12 protein-coding genes, 1 tRNA gene and 1 pseudogene are annotated in these 14,193 nt (G+C 61.5%); 9 read left to right on the top strand and 5 right to left on the bottom strand.

Features of this window, described 5'->3' with window-relative positions; genetic code table 11:
* The first annotated feature begins 82 nt into the window (after positions 1–82).
* The 4 genes from ACZ2HM_RS10185 (at position 83) to ACZ2HM_RS10170 (ending at position 5,633) form a co-directional block, all read left to right on the top strand.
* The gene (locus ACZ2HM_RS10185) at positions 83–1,384 is read left to right on the top strand and encodes a cytochrome P450 (protein ID WP_037477418.1); all 1,302 of its coding nucleotides are present in this window, start codon (positions 83–85) and stop codon (positions 1,382–1,384) included.
* Positions 1,385–1,474: 90 nt separating this feature from the next.
* Entirely contained in the window at positions 1,475–3,838 is a 2,364-nt protein-coding gene (locus ACZ2HM_RS10180) for a TonB-dependent receptor (RefSeq protein WP_470425150.1), read from the top strand.
* Between the two features lie 72 nt (positions 3,839–3,910).
* Positions 3,911–5,419 carry an aldehyde dehydrogenase family protein gene (locus ACZ2HM_RS10175; protein WP_237748927.1) on the top strand — a complete coding sequence of 503 codons (1,509 nt, stop codon included), beginning with the start codon at positions 3,911–3,913 and terminating at the stop codon, positions 5,417–5,419.
* 46 nt (positions 5,420–5,465) lie between these two features.
* On the top strand, positions 5,466–5,633 hold the full coding sequence (locus ACZ2HM_RS10170) for a hypothetical protein (RefSeq protein ID WP_156106254.1): 168 nt from the start codon (positions 5,466–5,468) through the stop codon (positions 5,631–5,633).
* A gap of 437 nt (positions 5,634–6,070) precedes the next feature.
* Here the strand turns inward: ACZ2HM_RS10170 and ACZ2HM_RS10165 are convergent, their stop codons facing one another.
* From ACZ2HM_RS10165 to ACZ2HM_RS10155, 3 genes are all read right to left on the bottom strand, one after another.
* Positions 6,071–6,340 carry a DUF3325 domain-containing protein gene (locus tag ACZ2HM_RS10165; RefSeq protein WP_037477422.1) on the bottom strand — a complete coding sequence of 90 codons (270 nt, stop codon included), beginning with the start codon at positions 6,338–6,340 and terminating at the stop codon, positions 6,071–6,073.
* A 311-nt stretch (positions 6,341–6,651) separates the two neighbouring features.
* Positions 6,652–7,302: a PepSY domain-containing protein gene (locus tag ACZ2HM_RS10160; protein WP_470425149.1), complete on the bottom strand. Its 651-nt coding sequence runs from the start codon at positions 7,300–7,302 to the stop codon at positions 6,652–6,654.
* Positions 7,302–9,083, bottom strand: a complete 1,782-nt coding sequence (locus tag ACZ2HM_RS10155) for a TonB-dependent siderophore receptor (protein WP_470425148.1) — start codon at positions 9,081–9,083, stop codon at positions 7,302–7,304. Before ACZ2HM_RS10155 ends, ACZ2HM_RS10160 begins: the two co-directional genes overlap by 1 nt.
* A 102-nt stretch (positions 9,084–9,185) precedes the next feature.
* Between ACZ2HM_RS10155 and ACZ2HM_RS10150 the strand changes: the two are divergent.
* A pseudogene (locus ACZ2HM_RS10150) lies at positions 9,186–9,629 on the top strand (TonB-dependent receptor plug domain-containing protein); the annotation flags it as partial.
* A gap of 65 nt (positions 9,630–9,694) precedes the next feature.
* On the opposite strand, the gene ACZ2HM_RS10145 reads toward ACZ2HM_RS10150, so the two are convergent.
* Both ACZ2HM_RS10145 and ACZ2HM_RS10140 read right to left on the bottom strand, forming a co-directional pair.
* Entirely contained in the window at positions 9,695–10,330 is a 636-nt protein-coding gene (locus ACZ2HM_RS10145; protein ID WP_237748929.1) for a tyrosine-type recombinase/integrase, read from the bottom strand.
* A 163-nt stretch (positions 10,331–10,493) separates the two neighbouring features.
* Positions 10,494–10,567: transfer RNA gene (locus ACZ2HM_RS10140), tRNA-Cys, on the bottom strand.
* A 205-nt stretch (positions 10,568–10,772) separates the two neighbouring features.
* Between ACZ2HM_RS10140 and ACZ2HM_RS10135 the strand changes: the two genes are divergently transcribed.
* The 4 genes from ACZ2HM_RS10135 (at position 10,773) to ACZ2HM_RS10120 (ending at position 14,178) form a co-directional block, all read left to right on the top strand.
* Complete coding sequence (locus tag ACZ2HM_RS10135) at positions 10,773–11,399, top strand: protein-L-isoaspartate O-methyltransferase family protein (protein ID WP_470425147.1); 627 nt, start codon at positions 10,773–10,775, stop codon at positions 11,397–11,399.
* A 10-nt stretch (positions 11,400–11,409) separates the two neighbouring features.
* Positions 11,410–12,885, top strand: a complete 1,476-nt coding sequence (locus ACZ2HM_RS10130; protein ID WP_470425146.1) for a TolC family outer membrane protein — start codon at positions 11,410–11,412, stop codon at positions 12,883–12,885.
* Between the two features lie 37 nt (positions 12,886–12,922).
* Positions 12,923–13,417: a DUF2497 domain-containing protein gene (locus tag ACZ2HM_RS10125; RefSeq protein ID WP_069066051.1), complete on the top strand. Its 495-nt coding sequence runs from the start codon at positions 12,923–12,925 to the stop codon at positions 13,415–13,417.
* Positions 13,418–13,497: 80 nt separating this feature from the next.
* A complete protein-coding gene (locus ACZ2HM_RS10120; RefSeq protein WP_470426838.1) occupies positions 13,498–14,178 on the top strand; it encodes an NnrU family protein in 681 nt (226 codons plus the stop codon).
* The last annotated feature ends 15 nt before the right edge of the window (positions 14,179–14,193 follow it).

Here is a 14,193-nt window from a genome sequence, read left to right as displayed (position 1 = left end):
GAATCCGCTTGTCCATAGTTACGTAATGACAATACGTAATACGTAAGTGTCCTTAGGACAGCGTGTAGGAGAGGGTAGTTTCATGGCGACTTCGCTGGATGCCGACGTGCGTCCCATCATCCCCGACGACATTGCGCGGATCGTGATCGCACCCAAAAGCTATACGGACGACGCGACGATCTATGGTGCTTTTCGCTGGCTGCGCGAACATATGCCGCTGGGTATCGCACAGGTGCCTGGCTATGACCCGGTCTGGGTCGTCACCAAACATGCCGACATCAAGGAAGTGGAACGCAACGGCAAGCTGTTCCACAATGCCGATCACAACCCGATTCTGGTGGATCAGGCATCGGACGCCTTCACGCGGGACATTAATGGCGGGTCGATCCGCATCTTGTCGTCGCTGACCTATATGGACCCGCCCGAACATGCGTCCTACCGCACGCTGACGTCCAACTGGTTTCTGCCCGGCAAGATCAGCAAGCTGGAGGATCAGATCCGCGTGCTGGCGCGTCAGTCGGTGGACAATCTGCTGAGCTTCGATGGCGAATGCGATTTCGTCCGCGATTTTGCGCTGCACTATCCGCTGCGCGTCATCATGACGCTGTTCGGCGTGCCACCCGAAGACGAACCGCGGATGCTCAAGTTGACGCAGGAGTTTTTCGGCGTGCATGATCCCGAAGAACAGCGGCCCGAAATGGCGGCGGACCCGGTGGTCGCGGCAAAGCAATGGGCAGCCTCGATCGAGGATTTCTACACCTATTTCGACAAATTGAGTGCCGCCCGCCGGGAAAGGCCGACCGATGACCTGTTGTCGCTGATCGCCAATTCGCGGATCAACGGCGCGCCGATCCCGCGCGATGAGGCGAACGGCTATTATGTCGCGATCGCCACCGCGGGCCATGACACGACGTCGTCCTCGACCGCCGGTGGGCTGCACGGGATGATGGTCTATCCCGAAAATTGGGCCAAGGTGAAGGCGGACCCGTCGCTGATCCCTGGCCTCGTGGATGAGGCGATCCGCTGGACCAGTCCGGTCAAGCATTTCATGCGCAATGCCACCGCCGACACGCAGGTGCGCGGCATGGATATTCGCGCGATGGAACGGCTGATGATCTGTTACCCGTCGGGCAATCGCGACGAGGCGGTGTTTGACGACGCTGACCGCTTCGACATCACCCGCTCGCCCAATCCGCACATCGCCTTCGGCTTTGGTCCGCATATGTGCCTGGGCCAGCATCTCGCCAAGCTGGAGATGCGCATCCTGTTCGAGGAATTGCTGCCGCATCTCAGCTCGGTCGAAATGGCGGGCGATCCCCGCATGGTCGAGACCAATTTCGTCGGCGGGTACAAGGCGCTGCCGATCCGCTTCACGAAGAACTGACGCACATCGCCGCTGGATCACCGCCAAAGCGGGACCGGCGCTCAGGCCCAGGATGGGAACATCCAGGCGGTAAATGGGAGGAGTCTGAACATGACCAAGAGGTTTATCACGCTGGCCGCCACCGTATCGGCCGTTGCATTGCATGCGCAGGCCTGGGGCCAGACCGACGCTGCGCCACAGGCGACATCCTCGGGCCTTGGCGACATCGTCGTGACGGCACAGAAGCGCGAGCAGGCGATCAACGATGTGCCGCTGTCGATCACCGCGGCATCCGGCGAGAAGCTGGCGAACCAGGGCATCACCAATGTCGCGGATCTGGTAAAGATCGTGCCCGGCTTCAACTATACCGAGAGCGCGTTCGCAACGCCGGTCTACACATTGCGCGGCATCGGCTTTTACGACACCAGCCTCGCTGCCAAGCCCACCGTCAGCATCTATCAGGATCAGGTGCCGATCCCCTTTTCCATCATGACGCGTGGTGCGACGCTCGATCTGGAGCGCGTGGAAGTGCTGAAAGGGCCGCAGGGCACGCTGTTCGGATCGAACGCGACGGGCGGTGCAATCAACTATATCGCCGCCAAGCCGACATCGACCTTCAAAGCCGGTCTTGACGCGGGTCTGGACAGTTTCGGACAGGTGTCGGGTGGCGGTTTCATCAGCGGGCCGATCAGCGATACGCTGTCCGCACGCGTGGCGGTGCGGACCGAACAGGGCGGGGCATGGCAACGTAGCTACACGCGCGATGAAAAGCTCGGCGATCGCAACTTCACCACGGGCCGCATCCTGATCGACTTCGAGCCGTCCGACAGCGCACGCTTTTCGCTCAACCTCAACGGTTTCATCGACAAGAGCGATGGGCAGGCTGCGCAACTGATCGGTGTGGTGCCGCTGGGCAATCCCGCGCGGCTGGGGCCTCTGGCCACCTATCCTATCGCGCCGCGTAACAATCGTGATGCCGACTGGACGCCGGAACAAAAGCCCCGGCGTGACGACTGGTTCTATCAGGCCTCGTTCCGGGGGGATATCGATCTGACCGACGATGTGAGCCTGACCTCGATCAGCAGCTGGTCGGAATATCATAATGACCAGGATATCGACCCGGACGGCGTCGCCCTGCGTGACTATTTCTACAACACCACCGGAAAGATCACGGCACTGTCGCAGGAATTGCGTCTGCAAGGGCGGACTGGCGGCCTGACCTATATTCTGGGTGCCAATTATGCGCGCGAAAAAACCTATCAGCAGGATGATGCCGGTCCCTATGACCAATCGACATCGGCCTATAATTTCGTCGACGCCGGCCTTGGCATCCCCTTTTTCGTCTACAGCCAATATGCGCGCCAAAAATTCGTGAACAAGGCGGTGTTCGCCAATCTGGACTACGACATCGGTGACAGCATCACCGTGCATGGCGGGGTGCGTTATACCAAGACCAATATCGATTTTGCCGGTTGCACGGCCGATCGCGGCAATGCGTTGGGGCTGGGGATCGAAAATCTGATCAACTTCATTCGCGGCGGCGCAGGGCTGGCGCCCATCGATATTCCCACCAATGGTTGCGTGACGATCGACGGATCGACGCTGACCGTGGGCGAGGTGCGCAAGTCGCTGGACGAGGATAATATATCCTGGCGTGGGGGTGTCGATTACAAGCCGAGCAGGGACGTGCTGCTCTACGCTTCCGTCAGCAAAGGCTACAAGTCGGGTAGCTTTCCGCTGCTGTCGGCCAGCGATGCCAACCAGTTCAATCCCGTCACGCAGGAATCCGTGACCGCTTATGAACTCGGCGCGAAACTGACCTTGCTGGAGAACACCGCCCAGATCAACGGCGCACTCTTCTATTACGACTATAGCGACAAGCAGTTGAAGGGCCGCGTGATCGCTAATCCCAATGTGTTCGGCCCGCTCGAAGCGTTGGTGAACGTCCCGAAAAGCCGTGTAAAGGGCGCGGAAATTCAACTCGACCTCGCGCCGACCGATGGCCTGCGCGTCAGTATTGGCGCGACCTATCTCGACACGCGGATCAAGGGCAGTTTCGTCAACTATGACAGCTATGGCAGCCAGCTGGATTTTGGCGGATCGGCCTTTCCCTACACGCCCAAATTTCAGATCGTGACCGATGCCCAATATGACTGGGCGCTCAGCGACAACGTCGAGGCTTTCGTCGGTGCCAATCTGAATTTCCAGAGCGATACCAAGGCTGTGCTGGGCAATGCCCGCGCCACGCCATCGGCGGACCTAAGCGCGCAGGGTGGCCTGACGATCGAGGATTATACGCTGATCGATCTGCGCGCTGGCCTGTCCTTTGCCAACAAGCGCTACAAGATCAGCGCCTTCGTGCGGAATCTGGGCAACAGCTACTACTGGTCCAACGCCACGCGGATCACGGACACGACGGTCCGTTTTGCCGGACGACCACGCACGTTCGGCGCGACCCTGTCGGCGCGCTTCTGACCCGCTCCCCCCTGGGCCGCGCCCTGAAAGGCGGGCGCGGCTCTTTCTTTTCGATCCCCGGAGACATGTTCCATGACTGCACCCGTTTCGATCGCCGCTGGATTACATGGTGACGCCGGTTTCGAGGTCCGCCTTCCACAGCAAAAAATGTTGATCGGGCGATCATGGGAAGCGGCCGCGGACGGCCGCGTCATCGATGTAGAAGATCCGGCTATCGGCAAGGTGTTCGCCGCTGTTCCCGCAGGAACGGCCGCCGATGTTGATCGCGCGGTCACGGCAGCGCGGGCCGCGTTCGAATCAGCGGCCTGGAGCCGGATGCGCCCGCTGGATCGCGGCCGGATCATCGAGGCGATCGCGCGCAAGATCGAGGATCATGCACAGGAACTGGCGCTGCTTGAAAGCTATGACAATGGCAAGGCGGTGCATCATGCGCTGGCGGTGGACGTTCCCGCCGCCGTCGATATCTTTCGCTACATGGCGGGCTGGGCATCCAAGATTTATGGGCAGGTGAACCCGATTTCCGGCGATGGCCGCCAATATCACAGTTACTCGGTGCGCGAACCGATCGGTGTTGTCGGCCAAATCGTGCCGTGGAATTATCCGCTGGCGATGGCGGCCTGGAAGATCGCATCTGCACTGGCAGCGGGCTGTACCATCGTGCTGAAGCCGTCCGAAGTCACGCCACTGACCGCGCTGCGCCTCGCGGAACTGGCGCTGGAGGCGGGGCTGCCCGAAGGGGTGTTGAACATCGTCACCGGCTATGGGCATGAGGCTGGGCAGGCGCTGGTCGAGCATCCCGGCATCGACAAGATCGCCTTCACGGGATCGACCCGCGTCGGCAAGCAGATCGTCCAGACCTGTGCGAAAGACCTCAAGCGGGTCACGCTGGAACTCGGCGGCAAGTCACCCTCGCTCATCTTCGCCGATGCCGATCTCGACAAGGCGGCGATCGGCGCGGCGCTCGCCATTTTCTTCAATTCGGGACAGGTTTGCTTGGCCGCCTCGCGCCTCTATGTCGAACGGTCGGTGTTCGACAAGGTGGTCGATGGCATCGCGCAGGTCGCTAAGAGCTTCAAACTTGGCCATGGGCGCGATCCTGACACTATGCTCGGACCGCTGGTGTCGAAAGTGCAGCAGGGGCGCGTGCTGGACTTTATCGCGCAAGGCAAGGCGACCGGCGCGGACCTTGTCACAGGTGGCGGGACCGGGGACCGGGACGGCTATTTCGTCGAGCCGACGATCTTCGCCAATCCCGGTGCTGATGCCAGCATCGTGCGGGAGGAGATTTTTGGCCCGGTGCTGGTTGCGACCCCCTTCGACGATATCGATGACGTGGTCAGGCAAGCCAATGACTCCCGCTATGGCCTGGCTGCCAATATCTGGACCCGCGACCTGTCCCGCGCCCATCTGACCGCACGACGGCTTCAGGCCGGCACGGTCTGGATCAATACGCACGGGATGAACGATCCCTCCGCCCCCTTTGGCGGCGTCAAGGAATCAGGCTGGGGCCGGGAGGTTGGTGAAGAAGGCGTCCTCCATTATACAGAGACAAAGACCGTGACCGCTCTTTTGGCCGATTGAAGCCGCCGCCGGGAATGATGGTTGTGGCGGGACGAGGATGTTCGTTTTGAGCGTGATCGTCGTGACGACCCGTGACGGGCAAGAACGTAGATTGTATGCCCATTTGGGCATCAGCATCATGGAAATCATCCGCAATGCCGGCGTTGATGAACTCATGGCACTGTGCGGAACCTCGGCGGGTGCTGTCAGTCTGGTTTTCCCACTAGCTGTCTGAGACCTGCCATTCCGGGACCGTCCAGTTTCTGTCATCGTCAAATGGTCGGTTGGGTAAGTTCTGGACGTCGGTTCCTGACAAGACCTGCGGTTCCGCATGGCGCTCACGAACGGCCGAATGTCGAAGGGTTTCGCGTGCTGGCAGGCGTACGAAATTCTTACAAGTACGACCCGCGGGGCTTCAAGCACTGGGCTATGGGGATTTCGGATTGGTGCCGTTAGGCGCACTGGCGCTATTGCTCGTCAGGTATGATCCGCGCAAACTAGGCGGACTATCTTTCGCCCGGTTCAAACGGTTTAGTCGGCGACAGTGCTGGAGGTCCTTTCGCGTTTCAATACCACTCAACCGAGCTTGAGGCTCGTACGATGAGATCCGCCAACCACCTCCTTGGACGGGTAATCAGTGCGGGATTTCGCGAAAAGGCGATGGCGATTTCGTCAGGCTGTTTTCCATTTCAATCCTATCACTGCCATCGCGGCACCTATTGTCAGATGACCGAACCAGGCGATCGCGCCATTAGCTGCCCCTAGTCCGGCCATGTCGGTCGCCAGCGCGACAAGTAGGACAGCGCCACCCGCCCCGCGAAGCCACGGCTGTGCCTGGCGCGACAGTGTGCGGCCCAGCATATCCTTCTGATGTCGCGCCATCGCGGCGCAGAGGCATCCGAACCCCAGGATGGACGCGCAAATCGCCAAAATATGGATCATGCTGTGATCAGTTCCTTTCTGTTCGGACGGTTTCTGTGCATCGTTTTAGGTTTAGCTCGTGCCGCCTTGCGCGCTGCCCAGCCCAAGGCGCAGGCCAGCGCTACCATCGCCATGTCGAAGGCGACGAACAGCCAGTCGCCAGTCATGAGGCCAGTTAGCATGTTACGCGGGACAGTCAGGGCGTTTACAATTGGCACGGCCACGAACAGGGCGGCGGCGCATGACAGGCTTTCGACCCATGCGCGCCGCTGCGGCCGGAAGCAGGCCCAGAAGAGGACGCCCGCCCATGCCAGAAACAGGCTGTTGATTTCCTATTCCGCGCGATCGGACATGGCGATGGGCAGCAGCCGATTGGCCAGGAAGTAGGTCGCCAGTCCTGCCGGAAGGCCGACGATCGCCGCGATATTGAGTCGCTCCACCAGACGGAATCCGAAATGGGGCTGCATCGGATCAGGCAACTTCGCGCGGCGCTTCACGGTCCATAACACCAGCCCGCTGCCGACCATGATCGTGCCGCCGATGCCGGAGAGGAAATAGAGCCAGCGCAAGCCCCAGTTGGCAAAGCGTCCGGCATGCAGGCCCACCATGACGCTCTGCGTCGCGAGTGCGCCGCCCTCCTGCGCGTGCCGATCCAGCAGCTTGCCGCTCGGCCCGGCGAAGACGATGCTCTCACCGCGCGCACCGATTGCGGTGGTGGCCGAACGACGCAGCGTGATGGTGGCTGTACTGTCGCCGGGGTTGGTAACTTGTATTGATCCCACCCCCGCGCCGCCCCATGTCCGGCTCGCGATCGCCATCAACGGGCTGACGTAGACCAACGGGGCGGCCACGCCGCTGCGCGGAACGCCCGCCCGGCCGGGGAAAAGTTCCTCGAAGAACCTCTCGGTGGACGCATAGTTCGCCATGACGCCCCAGGGCATATATTGGGTCGCCAGCGTGACCAGTCCGGTATAGGTGATCATCAGATAGAAGGGCAGGGCGAATTGGCGTCGAGATAGGTATAGGCCGCCGTTAGTTCGATGCCGCTACCGGGACGCCATGCCATTTCCGCCTCGATGCCGCGCGTGCGCTGTTCGCCCGTCAGCACATAGACATTGGGCAGCACGGCGTCGGCCGTGGCGACATTGGCGCGGGTCAGAGAGAACAGCGTCATCATCCCGGTCAGCCGGCCATCGGATCGGGCGATCTTCACACCGCCCTCGTAATTGACGCCGCGTTCGGGCGGCAAAACCTTCTGGTCAACGTCGCGGTAGCTGAATTGCGGCGTGAAGGATTTGGAATAGTTGACATAGAGCGACGCCCATTCATTAAGGGCAAGCGTGGCCCCGGCCCGCGGGCTGAACGCTGTGGCTTTGGTCTTGGGACTTGCCACGCCGCCGCTCAGGTTGATCGCCGAGGCATCGTCCCATCGCCCGCCGACTGTCACCGTCAGAACATCGCCCAGCTTGATATGGTCCTGGACGTACAGCCCCAGTTGACGCGTCCGGCTGCCTGCGGTCGAGAAGGGAACGGCCGGATTGTGCGTGCTGACCGTCCCGTAAACCGGGGCGTAAAGGTTGAGATAATAGGGATTGCTGGTGTCGTAGAGATTGTAGTTGTCCGACCGGCGTCGGCCATAATCAAGTCCAGCCAGCAGATAATGGTTCAGAGGTCCGGTGTCGAAACGCGCACTGGCGTTGGTGTCGACGCGGAAATAGGTGCCATTCTCCTCGTACGGACCATAAAAGGCGCGGCTGACCCGGCTGTAGGCCGGGATGAGCGGGCTGATCGCGGTTGCCGGAATATCCTGGGTGTTGATGCCGGTGATGAACAGCCAATTGTCCCAGCTGTTGTGGAAATCCTGATAGCGCAGCGACTGATGGACCGCGACGGCCTCGCTGACCTGATGGTCGAACACATAGCCCAGATTCCAGTAGTCATTTTTCTGGACGGCGGGGTACATGGTGTCGTTGATGGACAGGCTGATCGGCAGCGGTCCGTTGGGATTGGGTAGCGCAGTGCCGTAAGCGGTAGTCGGCGACCAGGGACGGATGTCGTCCCTCTGATAGCGACCAAGCAGGGTCAGGCTAGTCCGGCTTCCCATTTGCCAACGCAGCGAGGGTGCGAGGAAGATGCGCTTCTGTCCCGACGAATGGACGAAGAAATCCTGGTCGCGATAGACCGCTGTCAGTGGTGCGTTGGCATCGGCGCGGACCTCGATCAGATCATAGGAACCGGCACTCATGCCCAGATCGAGAAACGCATCCTCCTGTGGCCGTTTGCTGACAAGATTGACGATGCCCGATAGCGGCCCCTGCCCGAACAGGCCCGATGCCGGCCCCTTCACCACCTCGACCCGTTCCAGCCCGCTCATCTCGGACGTGCCATAGCCGGTATCATCGAGCAGCCCGTCGAGATAGGTCGCGCCGGATGAGGCATTGAACCCGCGAATGTTAAAACCGTCGAAGAATCCGTAGGTGTTATTGCGCGACACGCCCGCGACGCCTGCCAGCGCATCGCCGAGCCGCAGAGCCCCGCGATCGATCAGCGTTTGTTGCGAGACGATCGAGATCGCCTGGGAATTTTCAAGAAGCGGGATGTCGGCTTTCGACGCCATGGCGACATCGGGGTTCCTGGCCCCGGTGACAATGATCTCGTCCCGTTTGCTGTCGGCGTCCGGCGCCGGCTGTGCGCGTGCGCCTGCGGAAAGGCCGAGACAGGATGCGCTGAGCAACGCGCCGGTCAGTCTAGCTAAACTCTTCATCATTCACCCCCTTCGCCAAAGTCGGGGCGCTATAAGTATATATGCGATTGACTCGCAATATCATTAAATCTAGAGGCCGCGCTATGATGAAGGGAGTCTTCGATGACGCACAAATTGGTCCTGTCGCTCTTGTCCGCTACGACGATGACGGGAATGGCGGCCTGTCCTGCCGTTTTTGCAACGCAAGCCCATGCGGCCGAAGATGCGGCACGTCCCGATGCGAATGAGGCGATCATCGTGACCGGCCTAAAGCCGGACGAGGGCCAGAACAGGGTCAGCCAGGGCGGTGCTCTGGGTACGAAAGCTTTGCTGGATACCCCCTATTCGGTAACGGTAATCGACGCGGATGACATCGCCCGACGGCAAGCCAACAGCATTGGGCAGATCTTTGCCAACGATCCGTCCGTCTTTTCTTCCGCGCCGTCAGGATCGACCAACTGGTGGGGCACCCAGATCAGGGGGCTGGGCGTGCGCAACTATTATATCGATGATGTGCCGTTGCTGCTGTATTGGGGCGGCGACTTTCTGCTGGAGCCGATCGAAAGCGTTACGGCGCTGAAGGGCCTTACCGGCTTTATGTACGGCTTTGGCGCGCCGGGCGGCGTGATCAGCTACCAGACCAAGAGGCCGGCGGCGAAGTGCTTGACTCGCGGTGTGGTCAGTGCGCCGATCAGGAGTTGCGCCGGATCACGTTCGGCACGCGCCGTTGCAACTGCAAAGCGGAAAACACGGCTGGCAAAGGCGCGCAGGAGATTGGCGGTTTCCAAGCGGCCACGCCGTTCATGCTTCTGCAGTTCATGAAGAAGTTCCTGAGGCGTGATATCGGTGACAGGTCGCTTTCCGAAGTCTGCCCCCATAAGTTTCACAAACCAGCGCATCTTCTCCAGCGTCGGCTCAGCCAACCCCTCACGCGCTTTCTTCTCTATCAATTCCTCGGCCACGCTAGCGAAGCTGTTGCTGGCCCGAATGCTCGCCTCAATGCGGGCTTGTCGTTTGGCTACGTTGGGATCGATCGCATGAGCCAGTTGCCTACGGGCGGCATCCCTGGCAGCGCGCGCCTCGGCCAAGGTAATCTCGGGATACGCCCCGATCGACAGTTTCCGTTCTACGCCGTCGATCCGGTATTTGATTCGCCACAGCTTGCTGCCTCTTGGATTGACGAGCAGATACAAACCTTGGGAGTCAGTAACCTTGTAAGGCTTATCTGCGGGCTTGGCATTGCGGATAGCGGTATCGGTTAGCACCATTGGGGGCCTCGATTCTGCTGGGGCCTTTGAGGCCCCCAAATTAGGCCCCCATCATCCGCAATTGCAGGCAAACAAGGGCATCCACTGACAATCAGCGAATGCCCATAAACTACCGGAAATCAGGGATTTTTCAACTGCTGGCAGACGTCGCCAGACAGGATTTTGGAGGCCCGAGCCGGAATCGAACCGGCGTGCAAGGATTTGCAGTCCTCTGCGTAACCACTCCGCCATCGGGCCTCAGTCAAGTGGGTGGTCGCAAATGTGCGGCTTTGGCGGCAAAGTCAAGCGGAAGGGCAGCGGCCGATCCTAAGAATCTCGCGTGCCGTCATGTAAAGCCGCTTGGCGCGGGGGCTGCGCTGATTTAGAGGTCCGTTGATCCCCTTACTGTATTGCATTGCCAATACAGTTGTGCCAAGCCCACTGGACCAAGCGAGAAACTATCGTGACCGAGCAGAAACATTCTTCGATGCGGGCCGCCATGGTCGAAAGCCAGTTGCGCACCAGCGACGTCAACGACCCGCGCGTAATCGCGGCGATGGCGAAGGTGCCGCGCGAGGATTATGTGCCCGCGCATCGCCGCGCCATGACCTATATCGACCGCGCCATTCCGCTGGACGGCGGACGGGCGATCAATCCTCCGCTGGCCACCGGCCGCCTGCTGACTGAGGCGCAGGTCGTGCCGGGTGACAAGGTGCTGCTGATCGGGGCGGCAACCGGCTATTGCGCCGCGCTGCTGGCCGAAATGGGCGCGCAGGTGGTTGCGGTCGAGGAAGAGGGCGGGCCGGAAAGCATCGGTGCCGTGGTTACGCGCGGGCCGCTGAGTGCCGGGGCGGTCGATGGCGCACCCTATGACCTTCTGGTCATAGATGGCGCGGTAGAGGAAGTGCCCGCGACGCTCGTTCAGCAGCTTGTCGATGGCGGACGGGTGGTGACCGGCCTGGTCGAGCGCGGCGTGACGCGCCTGTGCAGCGGCCGCGTGGTCGGCGACGTGCTGGGTCTGTCCAGCATCGCTGACCTGGAAATGGTGGTGCTGCCGGGCTTTGCCACGCCGGAACAGTTTGTTTTTTGAGACAGGGATCATGACAGCAAAGCGACCATCATTTGGGCGGGTCACCGCTACAGCCTTGCTGTTATTGTCCACCAGCCTGTCGGGGTCGGCCATGGCCGAAACCCTGCAGGGCGCGCTGGCCAAGGCCTATGCCTCCAATCCCACGCTGACCGGCGCGCGCGCCGGGCAGCGGGCGACGGACGAGAATGTGCCGATCCAGAAGGCGGCGGGGCGTCCCGGTGCCGAAGTGACCGGCAGCTATTCCGAAAGCATCCTCAAGCCCACCATCAGTTTTACTTCGCCCCAGCGGACGGTGAATGCGCAGGCGCAGCTCAACGTGCCGCTCTATGCCGGGGGTGCCGTGCGCAACGGCGTCAAAGCGGCCAAGGTGCGGGTCGAGGCGGGGCAGGCGAACCTGCGCGGCACCGAGGCGAGCATTTTTTCTCAGGTCGTCGCCGCCTATATGGATGTGATCCGCGATAGCGCGATCGTGTCGCTGAACCTCGCCAATGTGCGCGTGCTGGAGGTTAATCTTCAAGCGACCAATGATCGCTTCGAAGTTGGCGACCTGACCCGTACCGACGTGGCGCAGTCGCAATCGCGCCTCGCGCTTGCGCAATCGGACTTGCAGACGGCGCAGGCCAATCTGATCACCAGCCGCGAAAATTATATCGCGCTGGTCGGCAGTGCGCCGGACGATCTGGCACCGCCCCCGGCGCTGCCCGGTCTGCCTGCCACGCCGCAGACCGCCGTGCAGGTTGCGCTCGCCGACAATCCCGACATCATCGCGGCGGAAAAATCCCGCGACGCGGCCCGTTATGATGTGAAGGTGGCCAAAGCCGGCAATCTGCCGACGTTATCGGCCTTTACCCAGGCGGGTTACACCAACTATCTCGATACGCTGGAAAATGGCACGGTCGGCGGCGGATCGCAGATCAACAAGCAGGCGCAGGCCGGGGTGCAGCTAAGCATTCCGCTCTATCAGGGCGGCCGAGTGGCGGCGCAGGTGCGACAGCGGCAAGCGCAACTGTCGCAGACGATGGAACAGGAGATCGAGACGGAGCGCAGCGTGATCTCCCAGACCCGCGCAGCCTATGCCAGCTGGCAGGCGTCGCTCCAGACGATCGAATCGAGCCAGAAGGCCGTCGATGCATCGAGCCTGTCGCTGGAAGGCGTGCGCGCGGAAAATTCGGTCGGCAGCCGCACCATTCTCGACATCCTCGATGCCGAACAGGAAGCGCTCAACGCCCGTGTCCAGCTCGTGACGGCGCGGCGCAATGCCTATGTCGCAGGGTTCAGCCTGCTGGCGGCCATGGGCCATGCCGAAGCGGATGATCTGGGTCTGGAAGGTGGCGCGCTCTATGACCCGATGGTCAATTATGACCGGGTGAAGGGCAAATGGTTCGACTGGGACTATGGCACCACGCCTACGCCCGCCGCGACACGCACCGTTGACAGCGTGCCACAAAACGCCAATGTGAATCCCGAAACGGCACAGCGGCCCTGATCGGCTGCGGTCGGCGGCCGGACAAATTGGGGGCGACATGGGCGATATGAGCAAAGAACCCTCGATGGAGGAGATACTCTCGTCCATCAAGCGCATCATCGCCGAGGAAGGCGAGGAAGCGGCGCAGGCTGCCCCCCGCCGGGTTCGTGCCGATGCGGTGCGCCCGGTCGCAGCGCCTGCGCCCGTCGATCTGGACAGTGATGAAATATTGGAACTGACCGAAGAGGTCGGTGTGGAGGACGCCATGCCTGCCCCCAAAGCCGCGTCGCCCAAGCCCGCCAAGCCAACCGCTGCGGCTTCCACGCCGGGCGCTGAGACGATATTGTCGGTCGAAAGCGAAGTCGCCGCGCGCCATTCGCTGTCCGCTTTGTCCTCAATGCTGGTCGCGCCGCAGGATGGGGGGGACAATACGCTCGACGGGCTGGTGCGCTCGCTGCTCAAGCCCATGCTCAAGGAATGGCTGGACGCCCGGCTGCCGGCCTTGGTCGAAGAGATGGTGGCCAAGGAGATTGCGCGGATTACCGCGCGCTGATCCTGTCCTAGCGCAAACCGCTGACGCAATTCCTTTTATCATGCTATATCTGACCCGGTTCTGATGGCTGGGGGGACATGATGGTCTTGATCGCAGCGACGGCCTTCGTCGGCACACATTTTATCCTGTCTCATCCCTTGCGTGCGCCACTGGTGGCGCGGCTGGGGGAGAAGGGCTTTCTCGGCCTCTATTCGCTGGTCGCGGCGGCGACGCTGATCTGGATGATCGTCGCCTATCGCGCTGCGCCGGTCACGCCGATGCTGTGGCCGGTCGGCGATGGACTGTGGGCGATCGCGACCCTCATAATGCTTGTCGCCTCGATCCTGCTGCTGGGGTCATTGGTCGGCAATCCGGCCATGCCCAACCCGGACGGGCCGATCATGGTCCCGGCAGAGGCGAAGGGCGTGTTCGCCATCACCCGCCATCCCATGATGTGGGCTTTCGCGCTGTGGGGACTGGCGCATATATTGGTCTATCCCGTCGCGGCGAATATCATCGTGTCGGTAGCAATCATCCTCCTGTCGCTGGTCGGTGCCGCTTTGCAGGACCGCAAGAAGGAAGTGCTGACCCCTGCGGCCTGGCAGCATTGGGAATCGCGGACGAGCTATTGGCCCTTTGCCGCGATCCTGGCTGGGCGCGCGCGGTTCGGGCAGTTCGGGATGCATGCGCTGGCGGGCGGACTGGTCGTCTGGCTGGGCGCGACCTGGGCGCATATGCCGCTCGCGGGCTGGCCAGCGGGCATATGGCGCTGGTTGGGCTGATCTTTCGGCTGGAAT

Source organism: Sphingobium sp. KKT206 (assembly GCF_055640555.1).
The sequence above is the reverse complement of the archived record's forward strand: the minus strand, read 5'-3'. Positions and strand labels throughout refer to the sequence as shown.

Bases quoted from the DNA above. Each gene is read 5' to 3' on its own strand.
- ACZ2HM_RS10185 (WP_037477418.1), top strand. From the start codon at position 83: ATGGCGACTTCGCTGGATGCCGACGTGCGTCCCATCATCCCCGACGAC.
- ACZ2HM_RS10180 (WP_470425150.1), top strand. From the start codon at position 1,475: ATGACCAAGAGGTTTATCACGCTGGCCGCCACCGTATCGGCCGTTGCA.
- ACZ2HM_RS10175 (WP_237748927.1), top strand. From the start codon at position 3,911: ATGACTGCACCCGTTTCGATCGCCGCTGGATTACATGGTGACGCCGGT.
- ACZ2HM_RS10165 (WP_037477422.1), bottom strand. From the start codon at position 6,340: ATGATCCATATTTTGGCGATTTGCGCGTCCATCCTGGGGTTCGGATGC.
- ACZ2HM_RS10160 (WP_470425149.1), bottom strand. From the start codon at position 7,302: ATGATCACCTATACCGGACTGGTCACGCTGGCGACCCAATATATGCCC.
- ACZ2HM_RS10155 (WP_470425148.1), bottom strand. From the start codon at position 9,083: ATGAAGAGTTTAGCTAGACTGACCGGCGCGTTGCTCAGCGCATCCTGT.
- ACZ2HM_RS10145 (WP_237748929.1), bottom strand. From the start codon at position 10,330: ATGGTGCTAACCGATACCGCTATCCGCAATGCCAAGCCCGCAGATAAG.
- ACZ2HM_RS10130 (WP_470425146.1), top strand. From the start codon at position 11,410: ATGACAGCAAAGCGACCATCATTTGGGCGGGTCACCGCTACAGCCTTG.
- ACZ2HM_RS10125 (WP_069066051.1), top strand. From the start codon at position 12,923: ATGGGCGATATGAGCAAAGAACCCTCGATGGAGGAGATACTCTCGTCC.
- ACZ2HM_RS10120 (WP_470426838.1), top strand. From the start codon at position 13,498: ATGGTCTTGATCGCAGCGACGGCCTTCGTCGGCACACATTTTATCCTG.